This window comes from Lutibaculum baratangense AMV1, from assembly GCF_000496075.1.
Lineage (GTDB): Bacteria > Pseudomonadota > Alphaproteobacteria > Rhizobiales > Tepidamorphaceae > Lutibaculum > Lutibaculum baratangense.
Map to the genome: position 1 here is coordinate 17,891 of NZ_AWXZ01000039.1, position 23,618 is coordinate 41,508.

A 23,618-nucleotide genomic window follows, 5' to 3' on the forward strand; every position below is an offset into this window, starting at 1 on the left:
CAGGGAGGCGTTTGATCATGTCGGGCCTGTTTGACACCTACTCGCGCAACTACGAGGCGCGCCGCGAGACCCTGATGACGGTCTCCGAGTATCTGGAGGGTTGTCGCGACGATCCGCTGATGTATGCGGGTCCGCATGAGCGCCTTCTGGCGGGGATCGGCGAGCCGGAACTCGTCGACACCTCCAGGAACCCGCGGCTCGGACGCATCTTCATGAACCGCACGATCCGGACCTACCGGGCCTTCGCCGACTTCTACGGCATGGAGGAGACGGTCGAGCGGATCGTGGCGTTCTTCCGCCAAGCGTCGCAGGGGCTGGAGGAGAGGAAGCAGATCCTCTACCTGCTCGGTCCTGTCGGCGGCGGCAAATCCTCCCTCGCCGAGCGGATCAAGGCGCTCATGGAGGCCGAGCCGATCTACGTCTTGAAGGCGGGCGAGGAGCTCAGCCCGATCTTCGAGAGCCCGCTGCGCCTGTTCGACCCCGAGACGATGGGCGACCTCCTCGAGGACGAATACGGCATCCCCAGACGTCGCCTGACCGGCCTCATGAGCCCGTGGTGCGTGAAACGCCTCGACGAGTTCGGTGGCGACATCCGCAAGTTCAAGGTCGCCAAGCTCATGCCCTCCCGTCTGCGGCAGGTCGCCGTCGCCAAGACGGAGCCGGGCGACGAGAACAACCAGGACGTCTCCTCGCTCGTCGGCAAGGTCGACATCCGCCGGCTCGAACTGCACGCACAGGACGACCCCGACGCCTACTCCTATTCAGGCGGCCTCAACCGGGCCAACCAGGGGGTGCTCGAGTTCGTCGAGATGTTCAAGGCGCCGATCAAGATGCTCCATCCGCTGCTGACCGCCACGCAGGACGGTAGCTATGTCGGCTCCGAGAACATCGGGGCCATTCCCTTCGACGGCATGATCCTCGCGCATTCGAACGAGGCGGAGTGGCGGAGCTTCAAGAACAACAAGAACAACGAGGCGTTCATCGACCGGATCTTCGTCATCAAGGTCCCCTACAGCCTGCGGGTCGACGAGGAAGCGAAGATCTACGAGAAGCTCGTCAGCAACTCGGAGCTGGAAGATGCCCCGTGTGCGCCCGACACGCTCGAGATGCTGGCGCGATTTGCCGTGCTGTCGCGGCTCAAGCCGCACGAGAACTCGAGCCTCTACGCGAAGATGCGGGTCTATAACGGAGAAAGCCTGAAGGAGGTGGACCCGAAGGCACGCACCCTGCAGGAGTATCGCGACGTCGCCGGGGTCGACGAGGGCATGAGCGGCATCTCCACGCGCTTCGCCTTCAAGGCCCTCTCCGCCACGTTCAACCACGACACCGAGGAGGTGGCCGCCGATCCCGTCCACCTGATGTACGTGCTCGAACAGTCCGTCCGGCGCGAGCAGTTTCCCGAGGAGCTGGAGAGCCAGTATCTGGAGTTCATCAAGGCGGAGCTCGCCCCGCGCTACGCCGAGTTCATCGGCAACGAGATCCAGAAGGCCTATCTGGAATCCTATCACGACTACGGGCAGAACCTGTTCGACCGCTACGTCGCCTATGCCGACGCGTGGATCGAGGACCAGGACTACAAGGACCCCGACACCGGTCAGCTCCTCGACCGCGAACTGCTCAACCAGGAGCTGACGAAGGTCGAGAAGCCGGCAGGCATCGCCAACCCCAAGGACTTCCGCAACGAGGTGGTGAAGTTCAGCCTGCGCTCGCGGGCGGCGAACCAGGGCCGCAATCCGAGCTGGACGAGCTACGACAAGATCCGGGAGGTGGTCGAGAAGCGGATGTTCAGCCAGGTCGAGGACCTGCTGCCGGTCGTCAGCTTCGGATCCAAGAGGGACAGCGAGACGGAGAAGAAGCACACGGAGTTCGTGGAGCGCATGATGAAGCGCGGCTTCACCGAAAGGCAGGTCCGGCGTCTCGTGGAGTGGTACATGCGTGTGAGGCAGGCAGGCTGAGGCCGAAGGCAACCGTCCAATGCGGATCATCGACCGCCGCCGCGATACGGTGGGAAAGAGCCTCCCGAATCGCCAGCGTTTCGTCCGCCGCGCCCGAGACCTCCTGCGCCGGGCGGTGAAGGAGGCAAGCGCGGCGCGCGGGATCAGGGAGGCCGACGAGGGCGGTGCCGTCACGATCCCTGCGGATGCGGTCCGCGAGCCGACCTTCCGCGCCAGCCCGTCCGGGGGGCACCGCGAACACGTGCTTCCCGGCAACCGGGATTTCGTCGTCGGGGACCGCATCGCCAGTCCGCCGCGCGGGGGAGGGGGATCGGGGGGCAGCCCCGACGGCGAGGGAGAGGATCCTTTCTCCTTCGTGCTCTCGCGGGAGGAGTTCCTCGACCTCTATTTCGAGGACCTCGAGCTCCCGAACATGGCAAAGCGGCATCTCCTCGGGGAACACCGCGAGACGCGGCGTCCGGCCGGCTACCAGACCTCCGGCCCCCCCGGCGCATTGTCGGTCGGGCGGACATTGCGCAAGAGCCTGTCACGCCGCGTGGCGCTCCGCCGGCCGAAGCGGGAGGAGTTGCTCCGGCTGCGCCAGCAGCTGGAGGAAATGATCGCCGGAGACGCCGGCGAGGAGAGGATCGAGAAGCTGCGGACGAGGATCGAGGCCGAGGAGGCGCGGGCGAAGCGCATCTCCTTCATCGATCCCGTGGATCTGAGGTTCCGGCGAACGGAGGCCGTGCCCGAACCGATCGCCCGCGCCGTGATGTTCTGCCTCATGGATGTCTCGGCCTCCATGGACGAGGAGATGAAGGACCTGGCGAAGCGGTTCTTCAGCCTCCTCTACATCTTCCTGAAGCGGCGCTACCGGCAGGTCGATGTCGTCTTCATCCGCCACACCCAGGAGGCGAAGGAGGTCGACGAGGACACGTTCTTCCACAGCCGCGAAAGTGGCGGGACCGTCGTCTCGTCGGCACTCAGGGAAATGGCGCGGATCGTGGAGGACCGCTACCCGCCGCACGAGTGGAACATCTATGCGGCACAGGCCTCGGACGGCGAGAACTTCTCGTCCGACAATGCCGCGACCGTCGACCTCCTGCGCGGGACGATCCTGCCGCTCACGCAGTACTACGCCTATATCGAGATCGGACGTGGCCCCGAGGCCCGGAGCCAGATGAGCACCCTGTGGAATGCCTATGACGGCATCCTCGCGCCCGGCATGCCGATGGCGATGCGCCGGGTCAGCGACCGCCGCGACATCTACCCCGTCTTCCGTCAGTTCTTCGAGCGCGCGCCCGGGAGGACGGGATCATGACACCACGCATCCGGGCAGGGCGGCCGTATCTTTACGAGGGGCACGAGTGGGACTTCGACACGCTGTCGGGCATCTACGAGGCGATCGAGGAGGTGGCGCACGTCGAGCTAGGGCTCAGGACGTTCGCGAACCGGATCGAGGTGATCTCGGCCGAGCAGATGCTCGATGCGTACGCGTCGACCGGCATGCCGCTGATGTACAATCACTGGTCGTTCGGCAAACACTTCCTGCGCAACGAGACCTTGTACCGCAAGGGCTGGCAGAGCCTCGCCTTCGAGATCGTGATCAATTCCGATCCGTGCCTCGTCTACGTGATGGAGGAGAACAGCGCGACCATGCAGGCCATCGTGCTCGCGCATGCCGCGTTCGGTCACAACCACTTCTTCCGCAACAACTACCTGTTTCGGCAGTGGACGGACCCGACTGCCATCCTCGACTACCTGGCCTTCGCGAAGAAATACGTCGCAACGTGCGAGGAGCGCCATGGGCAGGAGGCCGTCGAGCGCCTTCTCGATGCGGCGCACGCGCTGACGAGCCACGGCATCCATCGCTACAAGGGAAAGCAGAAAGCCGATCTGAGCCTGGAAGAACGGCGCGAGCAGGAGCGGCAGGACTACCGCGCGGCGGTTTTCAACGATCTCTGGCGCACCGTCCCGAAGCGCCGCGAGTCGCGGGAACGCTCCTCGCGCGCCCGTCGCCGCGCCCTGCTCGGGCTGCCGGAGGAGAACATCCTCTATTTCCTGGAGAACGCGGCCCCGCGGCTCGTACCCTGGCAACGCGAGATCCTCCGCATCGTCCGCACGCTCGCCCAGTACTTCTATCCCCAGCGTCAGACCAAGCTGATGAACGAGGGCTGCGCCACCTTCGTTCATCATCGGATCCTGCCGCGGCTGCATGAACGCGGGCAGATCACGGACGGCGCCTTCATGGAGTACCTGCACGCCCATACGAACGCCGTCACGCAGCCGAACTTCGATGATCCGCGCTTCACGGGCCTCAACCCCTACGCGCTGGGATTGGCGATGATGCTGGACATCGAGCGGATCTGCACCGAGCCGGAGGAGGAAGACCGCGCCGTTTTTCCCGATATCGCCGGCTGCGGCGATGCATACGGCGTGCTGCGCGACGCCTGGGCCAACTATCGCGACGAGAGCTTCATCGCCCAGTTCCTGAGCCCGCGCCTCATTCGCCAGCTGCGCCTCTTCCAGGTCGTCGGCGACAGTGCCGAAGGCGATCTCGTCGTCAGCGCGATCCACGATGAGCGTGGCTATGTGCAGGTCCGCCGCGCCCTTGCCCGCCAATACGACGTGTCGAGGCAGGATCCCGACATCCAGATCGTCGACGTGGATCTCGTCGGTGACCGTGAGCTCCTGCTGCGGCACGAGGTCACGAACGGCATCGCGCTCGACGCGGGCAACGCGGGGCGTGTCCTCGCGCATCTGGCGAATCTGTGGGGCTATCCCGTCCGTCTCGAAGAGACGTCGCACGAGAGGGTGCTCGAGACCCACGAGGCCCAGCCCACCCATCCCTTCGGCGACCAATAGGCTTCGCTGTTCCCGACATTCGCCCGCATCGCATCCCGCCGCGCTGCGCCGGCACGTCCCGGCTGCTCCCTCCCGTTCTGCCCCGGGGTGCCCGATGACGGGGCCTCGTGCCCGGTCTCCCGAGAGCTGAAGCGAGACCCGGCCATGGGAGGAGCGATTTCCGTCTCCGGACGCTCAACCTGATGTATGATCGCGGACGGGCTGGCGTGGGATCTACCTCGTGGAGGTTTTCCGATGAAGCGCGTTGACCCTCAAGAACTCGAGCCGAGGTCTCAGCCCCTGGCGGAGCCCATGACACGCGCTCAGCGCCTCGAGCGGTGGGCGGATCTGCTCGAACCCAGCGCCAACCGTCTCTCGCCCCTCCCTCGCATCGAGGATATGAGCGAGGATGAGCGGCGGCAGGTTCGTGGGAACTCCTATCCTATGGCGGTCGCCTTCGCCGATCCCGTGTTCAGGGAACTGGGACTGAAGAGCGACCGGCTCGGCGACGCCATGGAGTTCTTCGCACTCAATGCCCGTGACGTGCACGCGCTGATGTGCGAGTGCATGGGCCCCGCCGCAGGCATTCCGCACCGCCTGAGGCATCATGCGAAGAGGGCGGAACATCCCGGCCTGTGGCGCCGGTTTCTCCTCGCCACCGGTCTGGCCGCGTGAGGTGGCCGCCGAGCCGCCGGCAAACGGGCAGGAAATCTCCTCCTGAACGGATCAGGAGGATCTGCAGACTGCCGGTGGACGCTCGTGGGCCGCGGGCGACGCGCGCAATCGCCGCCTGCGGCCGATCTCGCCGGAGCGACGCCGGCAGGACGGGAGCGAGACATCGCCCACAAGTTCCGTCCAGCCCACGGTTCGCTGTTGCCGTGTCGTAGGCCGGCGCGCCGGAGGACCGGGATTGCCGGCGCACGGGCGAGAGAAACGAGAACGGCGTCTCGTCGAGCACGTGTCGCGGAGGCGCCTTCGAAGCTCTCGAGGAGGCCATTCTTCTTCGGCTGTCCCGGCACGGATTGCAGCAGCCGGTGAAGGATGCCGGTCGGCGACGGCCGGGTGTGCCGAAACGTCAGGCCTCGATCAGAGGCAGGCCGGTCGACGTCTTGACCGTCGAGATGACGATCCGGGACTGCACGTCCGACACGAGCTCGAGCGCCAGAAGGCGGTTCCTCAGGAAGTCGTCATAGGCGCGCATATCCTCCACGATCACCTTGATGAGATAGTCGACCTGACCGGTGATCCGCTCGCAGGAGACGACCTCGGGCCAGTGCATCACGGCGCGGTCGAACTCCTCCATGTTGCTCCGGCTCGGCAAGGCGAGCTTGATGAAGGCATAGCTGACGAAGTCGAGCCCCAATGCGTGCCGGTCGACGACCGCCACGGTCGCCGACAGCACGCCTTCGTCCTTCAGCCGCTTGATGCGTCGCCAGCACGGGGTCTGCGACAGCCCCGCCGCCTTCGCGATCTCCGCCACTGAGCGCGCCGCATCCTCCTGCAGCTCCCGCAGGATGCGCATGTCCGCGACATCGAGATGGATTTTTCTGCTTCTTTGCATTTGCCGGACCATGTGTTCCGCCATTTCGGTCTGTGACGCCGAGATAGGATAGTTATTCCCGCGAAAGGCGCGACAATAAACTCTCAAGTCGGAGGCTCTGCCGCCGGTCGGGCTCCGCTCGCCGAAGGCCGGGCATCAGCCACTCGGGAGACCGGGATGAATGCCGTCACGCGCGCAGTCACGCTCGATGACAAGTATGTGCTCGATCGCGGCGAGGTGTACCTCACGGGGATCCAGGCGCTGGTCCGCCTGCCGCTCGACATCGCGCGGCGCGACAAGCGAGCGGGGCTCGGCACGGCCGGCTATATTTCCGGCTACCGCGGGTCTCCGCTGGGCGGCTACGATCGGGAGCTCGCGAAGGCCGGCAGGTTCCTCGCCTCCCACCACATCGTGTTTCAGCCGGGCGTGAACGAGGAGCTCGCGGCGACGGCGGTGTGGGGGAGCCAGAAGGTCTGCCTCGATGGCCGCTCGGACCGCGACGGCGTCTTCGGCATCTGGTACGGCAAGGCGCCCGGCGTGGACCGGACGCTCGACGTGTTCCGCCACGGCAACAACAGCGGGACGGCGGAGCATGGCGGTGTGCTGGCGATTGCCGCCGACGACCACCTCGCGAAGTCGTCGACGCTGCCCGCCCAGAGCGAGACCGCCTTCATGCACGCCGAGATGCCGGTGCTCAATCCATCGGACCTGCAGGACGTGCTCGACTTCGGGCTGCACGGCATCCACATGTCGCGCTTCTCCGGCGCCTGGGTGGCGATGATCGCGCTCACCGACACGATGGATTCCTCGGGTATCGTCCGCATCGACGACGACCGCCTCTCGATCCGCCGGCCGCTCGACGTCGCCGACCCGCGCCGGAACGGCGACATCAATCCGAAGATGAGCCTCGCCATGCGGCTCGAGACCGAGATCGCGACGCGTCGCCTACGGCTGCCCGCGGCCAAGGCCTATGCCCGGGCGAACCGTCTCGACGGCGTGCGCTTCGGCGGGGAACGGGCGCGCTTCGGCATCGTCGCCAGCGGCAAGGCCTATCGCGACGTCATGCAGACGCTCGGGCTTCTGGGATTGGACGAGCGCCTGGCGCGGGAGATCGGCCTGTCGGTCTTCAAGGTCGGCATGAGCTGGCCCCTCGAGCCCGAGGCCATCGGGGCGTTTTCGCGCGACGCGGAGCGGCTGATGGTGGTCGAGCACAAGCGGGCGCTCGTCGAGCCGCAGCTCAAGGAGCTCATGTACCACTGGCCGGCCGGCGCACGTCCGTCGGTGTGGGGGAAGACGACGCCGGAGGGCGCGCCCTTCCTGCCCGACATTCGCGAGTGCGGCGTGGGCGAGATCGCGCCCTCGCTCCTCGAGTTCCTTCCGAAGCCGCTGCACACGCCGGGCATGCGGCAGGCGGCGGAGCGGATCGCAAGCCGTCTGGCGTCGGCTGCGGAACATGCGGGCGGCCCGACGCGGCCCGCCTACTTCTGCTCCGGCTGCCCCCACTCGGCGTCGACCGTCACCCCCGAGGGAAGTCGCTCGATGGCCGGCATCGGCTGCCACGTGATGACCGAGCTCAACGGCCGCACGACCGACGGCGTCGTGGCGATGGGCGGTGAGGGCGTCCCGTGGCTCGGCCAGTTTCCCTTCTCGAAGGACCGGCACATCTTCGCCAACCTCGGCGACGGCACCTACTACCATTCGGGAACCCTCGCGATTCGCGCGGCGGTCGCCGCCAACGCGCCGATCACCTACAAGCTCCTGTTCAACGACGCGGTGGCGATGACCGGCGGGCAGCGCCACGACGGCCCGCTGACCGTGCCGGCGATGCTGGCGCAGATCCGCGCGGAAGGGGTGACGCGGATCGCTCTCCTGAGCGAGCGCCCGCAGCTTTACGACGGTGAGGAGCTGCCGACGGGCATCAAGGCGATGCCGCGCGAGGAGATCCTGAACGTGCAGCGCGAGTTCGCGCAGCACCCGGGCGTCTCCGTCATCGTTTTCGACCAGACCTGCGCGGCCGAGAAGCGGCGGCGGCGCAAGAAGGGGGAGTACGAGGATCCGCCCAAGCGGCTCTTCATCAACGCGCGCGTCTGCGAGGGCTGTGGCGACTGCTCCGTGCAGTCGAACTGCATCTCGGTGGTGCCGGTGAAGACCGAATTCGGCGAGAAGCGCGCGATCAACCAGTCGAACTGCAACAAGGACTATTCCTGCGCGGGAGGCTTCTGCCCGAGCTTCGTCACGGTCGAGGGTGGCGGCCTGCGGAAGGCTCGCGCCGCGTCGCTCGACATCCAGTCCGACGTCGAGACACTGCCTGAACCGGCGGTGGCCCTGGGCGGGAGGCCGTTCAACGTTCTCGTCACGGGGGTCGGCGGGATGGGCGTCACGACCACGAGCGCCGTCCTCGCGATGGCGGCCCACCTCGACGGTCTCGCCGCAACGACGCTCGACATGACGGGGCTGGCCCAGAAGAACGGGCCGGTGACCTCGCACCTGCGGATCTCGCGCCGCGACGTGCCGATCGAGGGCCCACGTATACCGATCGGCCAGCTCGACGTGCTGATCGCCGCCGACCTCGTGGTGGCGGCGGGCCCGGAGGCCTGCTCGCTCGCGGCTCCCGACCTCACGCGAGCGGTCCACGACACCGGCGTCGCGCCGACGGCGGAGTTCGCCATGCACCAGAAGCTGTCCTACGAGGAGGGGGCCCTCCTGCAGGTGCTGCGCGGCGCCACGGCCGAGCTCGACGGCGCCGACGCGGCCCGGCTCGCCGAGAAGCTCTTCGGCGACGCCATCTTCGCGAACATGATCCTCGTCGGCTTCGCCTGGCAGAAGGGCCTCGTGCCGATCGGCCTGAAGGCGATCGAGCGCGCGATCGACCTCAATGGCGCTGCGGTCGACGCCAACACGACCGCCTTCCGGGCGGGCCGCTTGCTCGCCGAGGATGCCGGGAGATTCGAAAACGTTCTGAAGGAGGAAGTCGCGCCGCGGGAGATGGATCTCGAAGAGCGGCTGGCCTTCCTCGGGACGGAACTGGCCGCCTATCAGGACGCGGCCTATGCCGCGCGGTTCGCGGCGACGATCTCGCGCGTCCGCGCCGCCGAGGCGGCGGTCGGCGCGCCCGACCTGAAGCTCACGCGAGCCGCGGCGGAAAGCCTCTACCGGCTGATGGCGTACAAGGACGAGTACGAGGTCGCCCGGCTCTATGCCGCGCCGGAGTTCCGGAGGGCGCTCGACGCCCAGTTCGAGGGGCACGAGCGGGTCTCGGTGCAGCTCGCTCCGCCGCTCCTCTCCGGCACGGACCCTCGCACGGGCCGGCCGCGCAAGATGACGTTCGGACCGTGGGTCTTCCGTCTCTTCGCGGTCATGGCGCGTCTCAAGTGGCTGCGGCACACGCCGTTCGATCCGTTCGGGCGCACGGCCGAGCGGCGCAAGGAAAGGGCCCTCGTCGTCATGTTCGAGTCTCTCCTGGAGCGGATCGCTGGCGAGCTCACCCTCGAGCGGCTGGCGCTGGCGACCGAGATCGCGGTCACGCCGCAACGGATCCGGGGCTATGGCCCCGTCAAGCTGGCCAATGTCGAGCGCGCCGAGAGGCGGCTCGAGGAACTGCTTCGGCGTTGGGAGACGGGGCCACGCCTCGCTCCCTCCGGCTTCCTCCATGCGGCCGAATAGATTGCGGTCACGGGGAAACGATCGTTCACTGCAACGTCCGGCGGCGGCACCTCTGGAACAGACCGGCCAGGTGGGCGCGGGGAGGATGCGGGTGGGGCGGGCCCTCGAGCTGCGGGACGTGTCGCTGCGGTCGGAGCAGGGTAAGGTCGTGCTCGACGGGACGACAGAGGCCCTTCGGGAGGACGACGACGTCAAGGAGCGTGGCCTATGAGGCGGCGGCGCAGAGCGGAACAGCTGCAAGAATCTCAAGAGCTTCAGGCGCCGCAAGCGCTGGCTCTGACCGGAGACCGCGCGTGCCGATCATCCGTTCGACTGCCGATCTGACCTCGGGCGAGGCGGTCGCCAACCGCGAGGCGTGGGGCCGGATGTCCGCCGATCTCCGCGCCCGCCGGGATGCCGTCGCGGCCGGCGGCAGCGAGCGCGCGCGCGAGCGCCACGTTGCCCGCGGCAAGCTCCTGCCGCGCGAGCGCGTCATGCGCCTGCTCGACCCCGGCTCGCCGTTTCTCGAGCTCGGCAGCCTGGCCGCCTACGGCATGTACGAAGACGCCATCCACGGCGCGGGCATCATCACCGGGATCGGCCGCGTGATGGGCCGGGAAGTGATGATCGTCTGCAACGACAGCACGGTCAAAGGCGGCACCTACTATCCGATGACCGTGAAGAAGCACCTGCGTGCGCAGGAGGTGGCGCGCGAGAACCGCCTGCCCTGCGTCTATCTCGTCGATTCGGGCGGTGCGAACCTCCCGCATCAGACCGAGGTCTTTCCGGACAGGGATCATTTCGGCCGCATCTTCTACAACCAGGCCACGATGTCGGCGGCGGGCATCCCGCAGATCGCCTGCGTGATGGGCTCGTGCACCGCGGGCGGCGCCTACGTTCCCGCGATGTCCGACGAGACCGTCATCGTGCGCGGCCAGGGCACGATCTTCCTCGGCGGGCCGCCCCTCGTGAAGGCCGCGACGGGCGAGGTCGTCTCGGCCGAGGATCTCGGCGGCGCCGACGTCCACACCCGCCAGTCGGGCGTGGCGGACCACTATGCGACGGGCGACGACCATGCGCTCGCGATCGTCCGCCGGATCGTGGGCACGCTCAACACCCGCAAGGGCATGGAGCTCGACCTCGCCGAACCCGTCGAACCGCTTCATGCGGAGAGCGAGCTCGAGGCGATCGTGCCGACGGACCTCAAGCGGCAGTACGACAGCCGCGAGGTGATTGCCCGTCTCGTCGACGGCTCGGAATTCGACGAGTTCAAGCGGCTCTACGGCACGACGCTGGTCACGGGTTTCGCCCGCATCTGGGGCATCCCCGTCGGCATCGTCGCCAACAACGGCATCCTGTTCTCGGATTCGGCGCTGAAGGGGGCGCATTTCGTCGAGCTTTGCTGCCATCGCCGAATCCCGCTCCTGTTCCTGCAGAACATCTCCGGCTTCATGGTCGGCCGGCAATACGAGGCCGGCGGCATCGCGAAGGACGGCGCGAAGCTCGTCACCGCCGTCGCCTGCGCACAGGTGCCGAAGGTGACGCTCCTGGTCGGCGGCTCGTTCGGCGCCGGCAATTACGGCATGTGCGGGCGGGCCTACCAGCCGCGCTTCCTGTTCGCCTGGCCCAATTCGCGCATCTCGGTGATGGGCGGCGAGCAGGCGGCGTCCGTGCTCGCGACGGTGCGACGCGAGGGGCTCGAGGCGCAGGGGCGCGACTGGTCGGCCGAGGAGGAGGAAGCCTTCCGCGCGCCGATCCGGGAGAGGTACGAGGCGGAAGGCTCGCCCTATTATGCGACGGCGCGTCTCTGGGATGACGGGATCATCCTGCCGGGGGAGACGCGGCGCGTTCTGGGCCTTTCGTTCTCTGCCGCGCTGAACGCGCCGACGCCCGAGCAGCGCTTCGGCGTGTTCCGGATGTGAGCGCCATGGCCGATCTTCCGCCCTCCGTCCTGGTCGCCAATCGCGGCGAGATCGCGTGCCGGATCATCCGGACCGCGCAGCGGCTCGGCATCCGCACGATCGCCGTCCATTCCGACGCCGACGCCGGCGCCCTCTTCGTCGAGATGGCCGACGAGGCGCACCGCCTCGGGCCGGCGCCGGCCGCGGAGAGCTACCTCCGCATCGACCGGATTCTCGAGGTCGCGGAGGCGACGGGCGCCGCATGCGTCCATCCGGGCTACGGCTTCCTCTCGGAGCGGGCGGAGTTCGCCGAGGCCTGTGCGGAGGCGGGGATCATCTTCGTCGGGCCTCCGGCCGCGGCGATCCGCGCCATGGGGCTGAAGGACGCGGCAAAGGCCCTCGTCGCCAGGGCCGGCGTGCCGGTCGTTCCGGGCTATCACGGCGCCGAGCAGGACCCGGAGGTCCTTCGGCAGGAAGCGAACTCCGTCGGCTATCCCGTGCTGATCAAGGCGGTCGCGGGGGGCGGTGGCAAGGGAATGCGCCGGGTGGAGCGGGAGGCGGAATTCCTCGACGCGCTCCAGGGCGCCCGGCGCGAGGCCACCGCCGCCTTCGGCGATCCGCGCGTTCTGGTCGAGAAATACGTGCTCTCGCCGCGGCACGTCGAGATGCAGGTCTTCGCCGACGCGCACGGACACGTCGTCCACCTCTTCGAGCGCGACTGCTCGCTGCAGCGCCGCCACCAGAAGGTGATCGAGGAGGCCCCCGCCCCGGGCATGAGCCCCGAGACGCGGGAGGCGATGGGCCGCGCAGCGATCGAGGCCGCGCGCGCCGTCGGCTATGTCGGGGCGGGCACGGTGGAGTTCATCGCCGACGGCCGCGACGGTCTGCGGCCGGACCGCTTCTGGTTCATGGAGATGAACACGCGGCTGCAGGTCGAGCATCCGGTGACGGAGGCGATCACGGGGCTCGACCTCGTCGAGCTCCAGTTCCGCGTCGCCGCGGGCGGACGTCTGCCCTTCCTGCAGGAGGACGTGCGGGCCGACGGCCATGCCGTCGAGGCGCGCCTATACGCCGAGGACCCGGCGGCCGGCTTCCTGCCCTCCACCGGGCGGCTATGGGCGCTCGATCTTGCGGAGGGGAACGGCGTGCGCATCGACAGCGGCGTTCGGGCGGGCGATGACGTCTCTCCATACTACGACCCGATGATCGCCAAGGTCATCGTGCACGCGGGGGATCGGGGGGCGGCGCTCGATCGCCTGTCGCAGGCCCTGTCCGAAACCGTCGTCGCCGGGCCCCGGACAAACGTCGCGTTACTGCGGCGTCTCGCCGACGCGGAGGCGTTCAGGCGGGCCGACTTCGACACCGGCTTCATCGAGCGCAATCTCGAGCAGCTCGGGGTCGCCGCGGCGCCGCTCGACGCGAGCATGGTCGCAGCCGGCGCGGTCCATCTGGTGCGACGGGCGCAGGCGCGGCTCGCCGCGGCGACCTCCCTGCGGCAGGGCGCCCGTCCCGGCCCCTGGCGGGTGACGGACGGATTCCAACTCGTCGGCGCGAGCTCGAGGGGCCTCCTCGTGACGGCGGACGGCGAGACCCTCGAACTGAGAGTCGAATTCGATGCGAAGGGCCCGCGCGTCGCGGGGGCGAGCGAGGATTGCACCCTCGTCGAGGCCGAGGAGGAGGTGCTGGTGCTGCGCGACGGACGGCAGATACGCGTGGCGCTGCACGATCCCTTCGATGTCGACCTCGAGCGTCTCGACCAGGAAGGGGCGGTGAAGGCGCCGATGCACGGGCGGGTCGTCGCGGTGTTCGTCGAGCCGGGCGACCTGGTGGAGAAGGGGCAGCGTCTGGCTGTGGTCGAGGCGATGAAGATGGAGCACACCCTGGTCGCCCCGGCTCCCGGGGAGGTGATCGAGGTCGCGGTCGAGGTGGGCGCCCAGGTTGCCGAGGGCGCGCGCGTCGTCGCGCTGAAGGGAGTGAGCGATGAGTGAGACGAAGCCCGTGCCGGAGGCCGCGCGTCACCCGCGCGGTGGTCTCTTCTACGAGGATCTCGAGGTCGGCAGCGTCATCCCGCACCGCCTGACGCGGACGGTGACGCAGATGGACAACATGCTCTTCTCCAACTTGACGCTGAACCCGCAGCCGCTGCACATCGACGCCCATTTCTGCGCCACCGAGACGGAATGGGGGCGGCCGCTGATGAACTCGCTGTTCACGCTGGGCCTGATGATCGGCATCTCCGTCAACGACACCACCCTCGGCACGACCATCGCCAATCTCGGGATGACCGAGGTGAGGTTCCCTGCGCCGCTCTTCGAGGGCGACACCGTCAGGGTGACGACCGAGGTCGTGGCAAAGCGGGTGTCCCGCTCGCGTCCGGATGCGGGGGTCGTCGACTTCGTCCACCGGGCATGGAAGCAGGACGGAACCCTCGTGGCCGAATGCCGACGCCAGGCCTTCATGCGGCGCCGCGGCAGCGGAGACGCGACGTGATGCGCTCGCTCCTCTTCGTTCCCGGCGACAGCCCGAAGAAGCTCGAGAAGGCGGCGGCCTCCGGGGCGGACGCCCTCATCCTCGACCTCGAGGACTCGGTCTCCCCGGAGCGCAAGTCGTCCGCACGGGGTGCGATCGCCGCCTTTCTCGCCGAGGCGGAGGCGGCCGGGGGCTGGCCGAAGCTCTTCGTGCGGATCAACGCCCTCGCCACGGGCCTGGCGGACGATGACCTCGACGCGGTGGTCGCGCATCGTCCCGCAGGGATCGTGCTGCCGAAGACGGAAGGGGCAAGGGACGTGGCGAAGCTCGCCGCGGCGCTGACGGAGCGCGAGCGGGCGGCCGGCCTGGCCGAGGGCAGCGTCGAGGTGATCGCCCTCGCGACCGAGACGGCGCGCGGCGTCCTGAGTCTCGCGACCCTGGCCGAAGCGGGGCCGCGGCTCACCGGGGTGGCGTGGGGTGGCGAGGACCTTTCCGCGGATATCGGCGCCGAGACGAACCGCTCTGCATCGGGCGGCTACACGGAACCGTATCGGCTCGTCCGCTCGCTGACCTTGCTCGCGGCGGCTGCGGCGGAGGCCGAGGCGATCGACGCGGTTCACACCGCCTATCGCGATCTCGACGCACTCGCGGCCGAGTGCGCGGAGGCCTCTCGCGACGGATTCGTCGCCAAGATGGCGATCCATCCGGCGCAGGTCCCGGTGATCAACGAGGCGTTCACGCCGTCGCGCACGTCGCTCGACTGGGCGCGAGCGGTGATGGACGCCTTCGCGGCATCACCCGGCGCGGGGGTCGTCGGTGTCGGCGGCGAGATGATCGACCGGCCGCATCTCCGGCGGGCCGAGAGACTCCTGAGACGCGCGCCGCATGGGGCGCAGGGGTAGCCGGCGGGCAGGCGCCGGTCCGCCATGGGAGGAAGCTTGCAATGTTTAGGAACGGCATGAGTTTCGGCCTCGACGAGGACGTCGAGGCGCTGCGCGACACCGTCCGGCGCTTCGCTTCGGAGCGCATTGCGCCGCGCGCGGCGGAGATCGACGCGACGAACGAGTTTCCCGCGGGGCTCTGGCGGGAACTCGGCGAGCTGGGCCTGCTGGGCGTCAACGTGCCGGAAGAGTATGGCGGCGCCGGCATGGGCTATCTCGCGCACACGGTGGCGCTCGAGGAGATCAGCCGGGCTTCGGCCTCGGTGGGCCTGAGCTACGGCGCGCACTCCAATCTCTGCGTGAACCAGATCCGGCTCAACGGCACGCGGGAGCAGCGCGAGAGGTACCTGCCGAAGCTCGTGAGCGGCGAGCATGTCGGCGCGCTCGCCATGTCCGAGTCCGGGGCAGGCTCGGATGTCGTGTCGATGAAGCTCCGGGCGGAGAAGCGCAACGACCGCTACGTGCTCAACGGGTCGAAGATGTGGATCACGAACGGCCCGGATGCCGACGTGCTCGTGGTCTACGCCAGGACCGATCCCGAGGCGGGGGCGCGAGGCATAACGGCCCTTCTGATCGAGAAGGGCATGCGAGGGTTCTCGCCGGGCCAGAAGCTCGACAAGCTCGGCATGCGCGGCTCGAACACGTGCGAGCTCGTCTTCGAGAACTGCGAGGTGCCGTTCGCGAACGTTCTCGGCGAGGAGAACAAGGGCGTGCGTGTCCTGATGTCCGGCCTCGACTACGAGCGTGTCGTGCTCTCGGGCGGGCCTCTCGGCATCATGGCCGCGGCGCTCGACGTCGTCTCGCCCTACCTGCACGACCGACAGCAGTTCGGCCGGCCGATCGGCGAGTTCCAGCTGATGCAGGCCAAGCTCGCCGACATGTACACCTGGAGCAATGCGAGCCGGGCCTACGTCTATGCCGTGGCCGCGGCCTGCGATCGGGGGGAAACGACGCGCCAGGACGCGGCGGCGTGCCTCCTGTTCTCCTCGCAAAGGGCCGTGCAGGTGGCGCTCGAGGCGATCCAGGCGCTCGGCGGCAACGGCTACATCAACGACTATCCGACGGGGCGGCTGCTCCGCGACGCCAAGCTCTACGAGATCGGCGCCGGCACGCAGGAGATTCGGCGCATGCTCATCGGCCGCGAGCTCTACGAAAGCGAGGCCGGGCGGGGCTGATGGCTCGTGGTGAAGGCCGAGGCGTCATGCGCAGGCCGCTCTGACGGGTGGCCGAGCGATCGAGCTCGTGCCGGGACCGGATGCCCGGAGGTGGGCGCGAGCGTCCGGACCCGGACGACCGTGGGGGACGGGCAGACTGTCCGCTTGCCGTAGCCGACACCGGCAGGCACGCCGGCGCCCACCGACGGTCAGATGATATACAGTGACAAGCGGGTCGGTGATATCGTCAACTATGTACGAGTGCCGGGTTCGGTGAAGTGAGGAGGATCTATGAGTGGTGAGCCGGTGAACGATGGGATCGGCGCGGAAGGCGGAGATATCCGGGACCTCTTCTCATACAATCTGCAGCGGCTCGCCGGTGTTTCCACGCGCATCGCCCTGCTCGACATCAAGCCGACCTTCGGCCTCAACATGCATGACTGGCGGGCGCTCGCGGTGCTCGACTATCTCGGGGCGGCGCCGCTCCAGGTGCTCGCCCAGCGTGCGGGCGTGCAGAAGAGCCAGATGAGCCGCACGACCGTCGCGCTCGAGCAGCGGGGCCTGATCGGCCGGACCGGCAATCCCCGCGACAAGCGCAGCTCGCTCCTCCAGCTGACCGACGAGGGCAAGCGCATCGCGCGAGAGGTCCTCAAGGTCTCGCACGAGCGCAACCGGCGCATGCTGGCGCACCTCTCGCAGCAGGAGCGGGAGCAGCTCATGGTCCTCATGGAGAAGGTGACGCGCGGCTCGCTCGAGTTCCTGGCCGACCTCAAGGGCGGCAGCGACCCCGAGGAGCTGCAGACCCCGGAGCCCCGCACCCTGTTCGAGACGGAGACGTTCTGAAGATGGGACGGATCCGGCTCACGTAGTTGACATGGTCAACTTCATGGGTAGCATGATCAACCATAACACCGATAACAGGGGGAAACGATCATGCTCACCACGAAGGCGCTCCTTCGGCGCGCGCTGGCGGCCGGCGCCGCACTCGGCCTCCTCGGCGGCCTCGCCGCCGCAGGCTCCGCGCCTGCCGCGGCACAGGATTATCCGAGCCGCTCGGTCGAGCTCCTGATCCCGTTCTCGGCCGGCGGCGCGAACGACCAGGTGGCCCGGGCGCTGGCGGCGCGGCTCGAGCAGCGGCTCGGCCAGCCCTTCGTGCCGGTGAACCGCACGGGCGCCGGCGGCTATGTCGCCGCGCAGGCTATCGTGACCGGCCAGCCCGACGGCCACATGCTGGCGCACCAGTCGCTCGGCACCTTCATCCTGACGTCTCTCTTCAAGGAGCAGGCGATCGATCCCCAGGAGGACGTGCGCTACGTCGCGCAGATGGCGCAGCTCTCCTCCGCCATCGCCGTGTCGAGCGAGAGCCCGTACGAGACGCTGGACGAGCTCATCGCCGCGATGAAGGAGGCGCCGGGCGATTTCAGCTGGGGGCACACGGGGCAGGGCGGCTTCCACCACGTGAACGGCGTGAGCCTCATGCAGGCGACGGGCGTCGATGCCGTGGACGTCCCGTTCCAGGGCAGTTCGGCCTCCGTCGCCGCGCTGCTCGGCGGGCACATCGACATGGCGGTGCTCTCGACCTCGAACTATCTCGGCTTCGAGGACGAGCTGCGCTTCCTCGCCTTCATCAGCGAGGAGCGGGACGAGGTGCTGCCGGACGTTCCGACCGTCGGCGAGCTCGGGATCGACATGGTGATGGTCGAGACGCCGTCGGTGATCATCGTCAACAAGGACACGCCGGACGAGATCGTCCAGACGCTCGAGACCGCCATCGAGGAGGTCGTGGCGCAGGACGACTACAAGGACGCGCTGCGCAAGATGGGCATCACCCCGCAATTCGCGACCGGCGAGGAGGTCACCCAGCGCATCGAGAGGAACATCGACGGCTGGCGCGAGATCATCGAGTCCACCAAGGAAGCCGGGCAGTAAGGGTTCCGGCGGCGGCCCCGGGGGGCGCCGCTGGTTCGCGTGCCGCGCAATCATCATGGCCAGTTCGGCGCCGATCGTCTCGGTCGAGCTCCACGAGCTCGAGATCCCCTATCGCCGGCCCGTGGAATGGACCGTCGGCGGCACCGAGAGCGGTGCGGCCTATCTCGTCCTGCGGCTCGTCGACGAAGAGGGGGCGGCGGGGGCCGCCGAAAGCCTCTGCAAGCCGATATGGAACGGCGTCACGCCCGGCATCCTCGCCCGGCTCGTGAGCGATGTCGCATGGCCGGCGATGAGGCGGGCCGGCCTTCCGGACGAGCACGCGGGACGGCGTATCGCCCGCAACATCCGCGACGTGCTCGCCGTGCAGGCGCTTCTCGACAATGCATGCCGGGACCTGTGCGCCGCACGAACCGGTGCCGATCCCGCGCCGCCCGGGCCCGTCGCCGCCACGCCCGTGCTGACCCGCGCGGCGGCGTCCGTCATGGCGGAGGAAGCGCGCGGGGCGGTCGACCGAGGCTTCGTGATGCTGAAGGTCAAGCTCGGCCAGGGCCTGCGCGAGGACGCCGGGGTGCTCGCCGCGATCCGAGGGGCGGTCGGCGGGGCCGTCGCGCTGACGGCCGATGCCAACGGCGCCTACGCACGGCAGGACCTGCCGGAGCTCATGCGGATCGTCGCGGATGCCGACGTCGCGTTTCTCGAGGATCCCTGCCCGATCGTGCCGCGGGAGGCGTGGCGGGACGTGTTCGAGGGCGCGCCCGTGCCGGTGATGCTCGACAGGCATTGCAGCTCCGCCGACGCGGCCGGCGCGTTCGCCGATTTCGGCGCGACCCATTTCGCGGCCAAGCCCGGGCGGCTCGGTCTCGGCGAGGCCGAGGCCATCGCCGACTGTGCCAGAGCGGCCGGCGGCGGCGTCTGCGTCGGCATGTTCTCCGAAAGCGCGCTCGGAGCCGTCAACCAGATCCGGTTTGCGGGGCAGCTGGCGGGCGATCCGGTGCTCGTCTCGGCGGAAACCGCCTTCCACGAGGGGCTGGCCGTCAGCTACCTCGAAGCCCCGCTCGGCTTCGTGGACGGCGGCCACGTGCTGCCGCCGGCGCCCAATCTCGACGCGCTCGTGGACTGGGAGCGCCTGCGCGCCGACGCCACGACGTCACGACTGCTCGGAGGCTGACCGGATGGATCTCTGCGAATGGGATGCGAAGTCGATCCTGCGCGCGCACGGCCTGCCCGTGCCGCACGGCCGGCTCGTCCGCCTCGAGACCGAGGATCCCGGAGAGGCAGCCGGCATGGTCAAGGCGCAGCTCCTCTCCGGCGGCCGGGGGAAGGCCGGGCTCGTGCGGCCCAATGTCGGGAACGCGGCTCACGAGGTGGGCGAGGCGATGCGGCGCATGGGGGTGCCGCCGGTCGTCCTGCTCGAGGAGCCGGTCGCCGTCGACACCGAGCTCTACCTCGCCTGCGCGCTCGACGACCTCATGGGCTGTCCCGTCCTGCTGTTCTCGGCGGAGGGTGGCGTCGAGGTGGAGGCGGGGCGCGGCGTCGCGCGGCTTCCCGTCGCCTCCGGCGTTCCCCCGGGGAGCCACGAGATCCTGCCGTTCCTCAGGGATGCGGGCGCCCCGCCCGTCATACTCGGGCGCCTCTCGCAGCTTGCTGCCGACCTCTGCCGGGTGATGGCCCGGGAGGATGCGAGCCTCGTCGAGATCAATCCGCTGGCGGTGACGGGGGAGGGCCGACTCGTCGCGCTGGACTGCAAGATGACGCTCGACGACAGCGCCCTCTGGCGCCATCGCGGCCGTCGCTTCGACCTCTCGCGCGACCTCGCCGACCTCGCCCTGTCGCCGGCCGAGAGGGAGGCGCGCGAGCGGGGCTTCCAGCTCGTCGAGATGCCGGGCGATGTCGTGCTCGTCTCCGCCGGCGCCGGGCTCGGGATGCTGTGCGCCGACCTCCTCATGGATGCGGGGTTCCGCGCCGGGACCTTCTTCGAGAACGCCGCCGCGACGCGCGGCGACACCACGGAGGCCCGGCTCGATCTCGCCTGGCGGCTCGCCGAGAGTTCCGGCATCCGGGCGATCATGTTCTACCAGGCTCTCTCCACCCGCGACCTTGCCCCACGGGTGGAGGCGCTCCTCCGCCGGCTGAAGGCGTCGCCCCCGCGCAAGCCCTTCTATTTCGGCCTGAGCGCGAGCTTCCTCGCCGAGCGCACCATGACGGCGGCCGAGGCACGCCGTCTGGTGGAGGCTGCGGGCTTCCCGGCGGAAGAGGATGCGGGCGCGCTCGTCGAACGCATGGCGCGCGACCGGGATGCCGGCCTCATGCCGACGGGAGCCGCGTGATGGCGATCCTCCTGAAGCCCGGCGCACGGGTCGTGGTGCAGAACGCGCTGAGCGCCTATGGCCGCGAGATGATCCCGCTCATGCGCGAGGCCGGAACGCAGCTCGTCGCCGGCGTCGCGCCGGGCCATGGCGGGCGCGAGGCGCAGGGACTGCCGGTCTTCGATACGGTCGCCGAGGCCTGCGCGGCGACGGGCGCCGACACGTCGGTGATCTACACGCCGCCCTTCGGGGTCGCGGACGCCATCGTGGAGGCAGCGGCGGCCGGCATAGCGCTCGCCGTCGCGGCCGCCGAGCATGCGCCGGTGCACGACGTGATGCCGGCGCTCGCCTTCGCGCGGGAGCGCGGCATGTGGGTCGTCGGCCCGAACTCGCTCGGCCTCCTGAGCCCCGGCGTCGGCATGCTGTGCGGCCTGCCGCCGGCGTTCGGGCTTCCGGGGCGTGTCGGGCTCATCTCGCGCAGCGGCACGCTGTCGATCGTCATGCTGCGGACGCTGAGCGCGGCGGGCATCGGCCAGAGCACGGCGGTCAGCATCGGCGGCGACGGCGTCATCGGCCGCCGTCCGGTCGAATATGTCGAGCTGTTCGACGCCGACCCCGCCACGGACGCGGTGGTCGTCGTCGGCGAGATCGGCGGCGGCAAGGAGGCCGAGCTCGCCGAGGCGACTGCCCGCTTCGAGACGCCCGTCGTCGCGATGATCGTCGGCCGCAGCGCGCCGCAGGGCAGACGCTTCGGCCATGCCGGCGCCCTCGCCGGAAGCCCCGCCGAGACGGCCGATGCCAAGATGGCCCTTCTGCGCGAGGCGGGCGCGACCGTCTGTACGTCGCCGGCGGAGGTGGTGGAGGCGTTGCGCGGCCTTCCCGCTCCGGTCGGTGCGAGACGTCAGGGGCGATGCGAGGCCACGACATGACGCGCGACTATCACGACATCGTCGGAGGGCTGCTCCTGATCGCGGCGGGGCTCTTCGTCGCGTCCTACGCGTACGGCCACTACGATATCGGCAGCGTGCGGCGCATGGGGCCAGGCATGTTCCCCATGGGGGCGGGCGCGATCCTTGCCGTCCTCGGCGTCTTCGTCGCCCTGCCGGCCGTGTTCCGCCGCTCCGACGGCTGGCGCCCCCTCTACCTGCGGCCGGCCGCCGCCGTCTGCCTCGGCGTGATCTCCTTCGCGCTGATGGTCAGGCCGTTCGGCCTCGTGCCGGCGATCCTCGTCCTGAACGTCGTGTCATCGCTCGCCGTGAGGAAGCCGAGGCCCTTGCAGATCGCGGTCACCGGGATCGCGCTCTGCGTCGTCGCCTACCTGATCTTCCACCTGGCGCTCCACCTTCCCCTGACGCTCTTCCGGTGGCCCTGGTAATGGATATCTTCGCCAACCTGGTTCTCGGGCTCGAGACGGCCTTCTCCCCGGTCAACCTGTTCTACTGCTTCGTCGGCGTCTTCCTCGGAACGCTGATCGGCGTCTTGCCGGGCATCGGGCCGCTGACGGCGATCTCGATGCTCCTGCCGCTCACCTTCCATTTCGGTCCAACCACGGCGCTCATCATGCTGGCCGGCATCTGGTACGGCACGGGCTACGGCGGCAGCACGGCGGCCATCCTCCTCAACATTCCCGGCACGACCTCGAGCGCGGTGACGTGTCTCGACGGATATCCGATGTCGCGGCAGGGCAGGGGCGGCGTTGCGCTCCTGATGACGACCGTCGCCTCGTTCATCGGCGGCTCGATCTCGATCGTCCTGCTCATGATCTTCGCGCCGGCGATCGCCCGCTACGCCCTTCAGTTCGGCTCGGCGGAGTATTTCTCGCTCATGGTGCTGGGCCTCGTCGCGGCCTCCGCCGTCACCGACGGCTCGGCGGCCAAGGGCCTCGCGATGGTCGTGCTCGGCATCGTTCTCGGCACGGTCGGCATCGACATCTACTCCGGCCAGACGCGCTTCGACTTCGGCTTCCTCGAGCTCGGCAACGGGATAAGCCTCATCGCGCTCGCCATGGGCCTGTTTGGCGTGTCCGAGGTCATCCTCAGCGCGCGCGACGTCGGCACGAAGGCGCTCGACCGCTCGAGCGTGACCCTGCGGGTGATGAAGCCGACGCGGGAGGACCTGAAGCGCTCCTGGCTCCCGATCCTCCGGGGATCCGGCATCGGCTCGTTCTTCGGCACGCTGCCGGGCACCGGGCCGTCGATCGCCTCCTTCATGTCCTACGCGGTGGAGAAGCGTGTCTCGCGGGATCCCGGGCGCTTCGGCAGCGGCGCGATCGAGGGCGTCGTCGCCCCGGAGGCGGCCAACAACGCGGCCGACCAGACCGCCTTCATTCCCACGCTCGCGCTCGGCATTCCCGGCAGCGCGACGATGGCGCTCATGCTCGGCGCGCTGACGATCAACGGGATCGCCCCCGGGCCCACCTTGATGACCGACCAGCCGAGCCTCTTCTGGGGGCTCGTCATGAGCTTCTGGATCGGCAACATCCTGCTCGTGATCCTGAACATCCCGATGGTCGGCCTGTGGGTGCGGCTCCTGCTCGTGCCCTACCGGATCCTGCTGCCGGCGATCCTGATGTTCATCTGCATCGGCACCTACAGCGTGAACAACAGCGCCTTCGACGTCTGGCTCGTCGTTTGTTTCGGCGCGCTCGGCTACGTCATGCGGATCCTGCAGTTCCCGGCCGCGCCGCTTCTCCTCGGCTTCGTCCTGGGGCCCATGATGGAGGAGCACTTCCGCCGCGCGATGCTTCTGTCGCGCGGCGACTTCATGACCTTCTTCGACCGGCCGATCAGCGCTGTCGTCATGTCGCTGTCGCTGGCGCTCCTCGCCTGGGGGCTGTTCTCGGCCTTCCGCGTGCGGCGCCGGGACGCCGCGGCGCAATCGGGGTAGTAGGGTAGATAATAGTTGACGATGTGAACTTAATTGGTTCATATCGACAACGATGTCGCCCGCAAAGAGGCG

Annotated in this window: 18 protein-coding genes and 1 pseudogene; 18 read left to right on the forward strand and 1 reads right to left on the reverse strand. The window is 68.9% G+C overall.

Translation table 11 applies throughout. The features are described from left to right. The first annotated feature begins 17 nt into the window (after positions 1-17). The 4 genes from N177_RS14755 (at position 18) to N177_RS14770 (ending at position 5,453) form a co-directional block, all read left to right on the forward strand. A complete protein-coding gene (locus N177_RS14755) occupies positions 18-1,955 on the forward strand; it encodes a PrkA family serine protein kinase (RefSeq protein WP_023433174.1) in 1,938 nt (645 codons plus the stop codon). Between the two features lie 19 nt (positions 1,956-1,974). After that, positions 1,975-3,255 carry a YeaH/YhbH family protein gene (locus tag N177_RS14760; RefSeq protein ID WP_023433175.1) on the forward strand — a complete coding sequence of 427 codons (1,281 nt, stop codon included), beginning with the start codon at positions 1,975-1,977 and terminating at the stop codon, positions 3,253-3,255. Next, positions 3,252-4,799, forward strand: a complete 1,548-nt coding sequence (locus tag N177_RS14765; protein WP_023433176.1) for a SpoVR family protein — start codon at positions 3,252-3,254, stop codon at positions 4,797-4,799. The genes N177_RS14760 and N177_RS14765 overlap by 4 nt, the downstream gene beginning before the upstream one ends. Before the next feature lie 291 nt (positions 4,800-5,090). Beyond that, a complete protein-coding gene (locus N177_RS14770) occupies positions 5,091-5,453 on the forward strand; it encodes a hypothetical protein (protein WP_152527937.1) in 363 nt (120 codons plus the stop codon). A 400-nt stretch (positions 5,454-5,853) separates the two neighbouring features. On the opposite strand, the gene N177_RS14775 is transcribed toward N177_RS14770, so the two are convergent. Beyond that, positions 5,854-6,363 carry an Lrp/AsnC family transcriptional regulator gene (locus tag N177_RS14775; protein WP_341872336.1) on the reverse strand — a complete coding sequence of 170 codons (510 nt, stop codon included), beginning with the start codon at positions 6,361-6,363 and terminating at the stop codon, positions 5,854-5,856. A gap of 132 nt (positions 6,364-6,495) precedes the next feature. Between N177_RS14775 and N177_RS14780 the strand changes: the two genes are divergently transcribed. The 14 genes and pseudogenes from N177_RS14780 to N177_RS14840 all read left to right on the forward strand — a co-directional run bounded on the left by N177_RS14780 (position 6,496) and on the right by N177_RS14840 (position 23,546). Next, complete coding sequence (locus tag N177_RS14780) at positions 6,496-9,981, forward strand: indolepyruvate ferredoxin oxidoreductase family protein (RefSeq protein WP_023433179.1); 3,486 nt, start codon at positions 6,496-6,498, stop codon at positions 9,979-9,981. Positions 9,982-10,114: 133 nt separating this feature from the next. Further along, a pseudogene (locus N177_RS22105) lies at positions 10,115-10,261 on the forward strand (ABC transporter ATP-binding protein); the annotation flags it as partial. Between the two features lie 13 nt (positions 10,262-10,274). Beyond that, positions 10,275-11,882, forward strand: a complete 1,608-nt coding sequence (locus tag N177_RS14785; RefSeq protein ID WP_023433181.1) for a carboxyl transferase domain-containing protein — start codon at positions 10,275-10,277, stop codon at positions 11,880-11,882. Between the two features lie 5 nt (positions 11,883-11,887). Continuing rightward, positions 11,888-13,849: an ATP-binding protein gene (locus N177_RS14790; protein ID WP_023433182.1), complete on the forward strand. Its 1,962-nt coding sequence runs from the start codon at positions 11,888-11,890 to the stop codon at positions 13,847-13,849. Beyond that, on the forward strand, positions 13,842-14,351 hold the full coding sequence (locus N177_RS14795; protein WP_023433183.1) for a MaoC family dehydratase: 510 nt from the start codon (positions 13,842-13,844) through the stop codon (positions 14,349-14,351). The genes N177_RS14790 and N177_RS14795 overlap by 8 nt, the downstream gene beginning before the upstream one ends. Then, entirely contained in the window at positions 14,351-15,232 is an 882-nt protein-coding gene (locus N177_RS14800) for an HpcH/HpaI aldolase/citrate lyase family protein (protein WP_023433184.1), read from the forward strand. Before N177_RS14795 ends, N177_RS14800 begins: the two co-directional genes overlap by 1 nt. A 56-nt stretch (positions 15,233-15,288) precedes the next feature. After that, entirely contained in the window at positions 15,289-16,446 is a 1,158-nt protein-coding gene (locus tag N177_RS14805) for an isovaleryl-CoA dehydrogenase (RefSeq protein WP_200863421.1), read from the forward strand. Between the two features lie 270 nt (positions 16,447-16,716). After that, on the forward strand, positions 16,717-17,268 hold the full coding sequence (locus N177_RS14810) for a MarR family winged helix-turn-helix transcriptional regulator (RefSeq protein WP_023433186.1): 552 nt from the start codon (positions 16,717-16,719) through the stop codon (positions 17,266-17,268). Positions 17,269-17,358: 90 nt separating this feature from the next. After that, on the forward strand, positions 17,359-18,354 hold the full coding sequence (locus N177_RS14815) for a tripartite tricarboxylate transporter substrate binding protein (RefSeq protein WP_023433187.1): 996 nt from the start codon (positions 17,359-17,361) through the stop codon (positions 18,352-18,354). Positions 18,355-18,409: 55 nt separating this feature from the next. Continuing rightward, a complete protein-coding gene (locus N177_RS14820) occupies positions 18,410-19,522 on the forward strand; it encodes an enolase C-terminal domain-like protein (RefSeq protein ID WP_023433188.1) in 1,113 nt (370 codons plus the stop codon). Positions 19,523-19,526: 4 nt separating this feature from the next. Beyond that, complete coding sequence (locus N177_RS14825) at positions 19,527-20,681, forward strand: ATP-grasp domain-containing protein (protein ID WP_023433189.1); 1,155 nt, start codon at positions 19,527-19,529, stop codon at positions 20,679-20,681. Then, positions 20,681-21,589, forward strand: coding sequence for a succinate--CoA ligase subunit alpha (locus N177_RS14830; RefSeq protein WP_051402414.1), 909 nt, complete (start codon positions 20,681-20,683; stop codon positions 21,587-21,589). Before N177_RS14825 ends, N177_RS14830 begins: the two co-directional genes overlap by 1 nt. Beyond that, positions 21,586-22,035 (forward strand): tripartite tricarboxylate transporter TctB family protein, encoded by a 450-nt coding sequence (locus N177_RS14835; protein WP_040485996.1) that lies wholly within the window; start codon positions 21,586-21,588, stop codon positions 22,033-22,035. The genes N177_RS14830 and N177_RS14835 overlap by 4 nt, the downstream gene beginning before the upstream one ends. Continuing rightward, complete coding sequence (locus N177_RS14840; protein ID WP_023433192.1) at positions 22,035-23,546, forward strand: tripartite tricarboxylate transporter permease; 1,512 nt, start codon at positions 22,035-22,037, stop codon at positions 23,544-23,546. Before N177_RS14835 ends, N177_RS14840 begins: the two co-directional genes overlap by 1 nt. Positions 23,547-23,618: the final 72 nt, after the last annotated feature.

Coding starts and splice junctions, on each gene's coding strand:
- N177_RS14825 (WP_023433189.1), top strand. CDS start 19,527: ATGGATCTCTGCGAATGGGATGCGAAGTCGATCCTGCGCGCGCACGGC.
- N177_RS14830 (WP_051402414.1), top strand. CDS start 20,681: ATGGCGATCCTCCTGAAGCCCGGCGCACGGGTCGTGGTGCAGAACGCG.
- N177_RS14795 (WP_023433183.1), top strand. CDS start 13,842: ATGAGTGAGACGAAGCCCGTGCCGGAGGCCGCGCGTCACCCGCGCGGT.
- N177_RS14840 (WP_023433192.1), top strand. CDS start 22,035: ATGGATATCTTCGCCAACCTGGTTCTCGGGCTCGAGACGGCCTTCTCC.
- N177_RS14780 (WP_023433179.1), top strand. CDS start 6,496: ATGAATGCCGTCACGCGCGCAGTCACGCTCGATGACAAGTATGTGCTC.
- N177_RS14770 (WP_152527937.1), top strand. CDS start 5,091: ATGACACGCGCTCAGCGCCTCGAGCGGTGGGCGGATCTGCTCGAACCC.
- N177_RS14765 (WP_023433176.1), top strand. CDS start 3,252: ATGACACCACGCATCCGGGCAGGGCGGCCGTATCTTTACGAGGGGCAC.
- N177_RS14805 (WP_200863421.1), top strand. CDS start 15,289: ATGAGTTTCGGCCTCGACGAGGACGTCGAGGCGCTGCGCGACACCGTC.
- N177_RS14815 (WP_023433187.1), top strand. CDS start 17,359: ATGCTCACCACGAAGGCGCTCCTTCGGCGCGCGCTGGCGGCCGGCGCC.
- N177_RS14835 (WP_040485996.1), top strand. CDS start 21,586: ATGACGCGCGACTATCACGACATCGTCGGAGGGCTGCTCCTGATCGCG.
- N177_RS14800 (WP_023433184.1), top strand. CDS start 14,351: ATGCGCTCGCTCCTCTTCGTTCCCGGCGACAGCCCGAAGAAGCTCGAG.
- N177_RS14755 (WP_023433174.1), top strand. CDS start 18: ATGTCGGGCCTGTTTGACACCTACTCGCGCAACTACGAGGCGCGCCGC.
- N177_RS14775 (WP_341872336.1), bottom strand. CDS start 6,363: ATGGCGGAACACATGGTCCGGCAAATGCAAAGAAGCAGAAAAATCCAT.
- N177_RS14820 (WP_023433188.1), top strand. CDS start 18,410: ATGGCCAGTTCGGCGCCGATCGTCTCGGTCGAGCTCCACGAGCTCGAG.
- N177_RS14810 (WP_023433186.1), top strand. CDS start 16,717: ATGAGTGGTGAGCCGGTGAACGATGGGATCGGCGCGGAAGGCGGAGAT.
- N177_RS14790 (WP_023433182.1), top strand. CDS start 11,888: ATGGCCGATCTTCCGCCCTCCGTCCTGGTCGCCAATCGCGGCGAGATC.
- N177_RS14760 (WP_023433175.1), top strand. CDS start 1,975: ATGCGGATCATCGACCGCCGCCGCGATACGGTGGGAAAGAGCCTCCCG.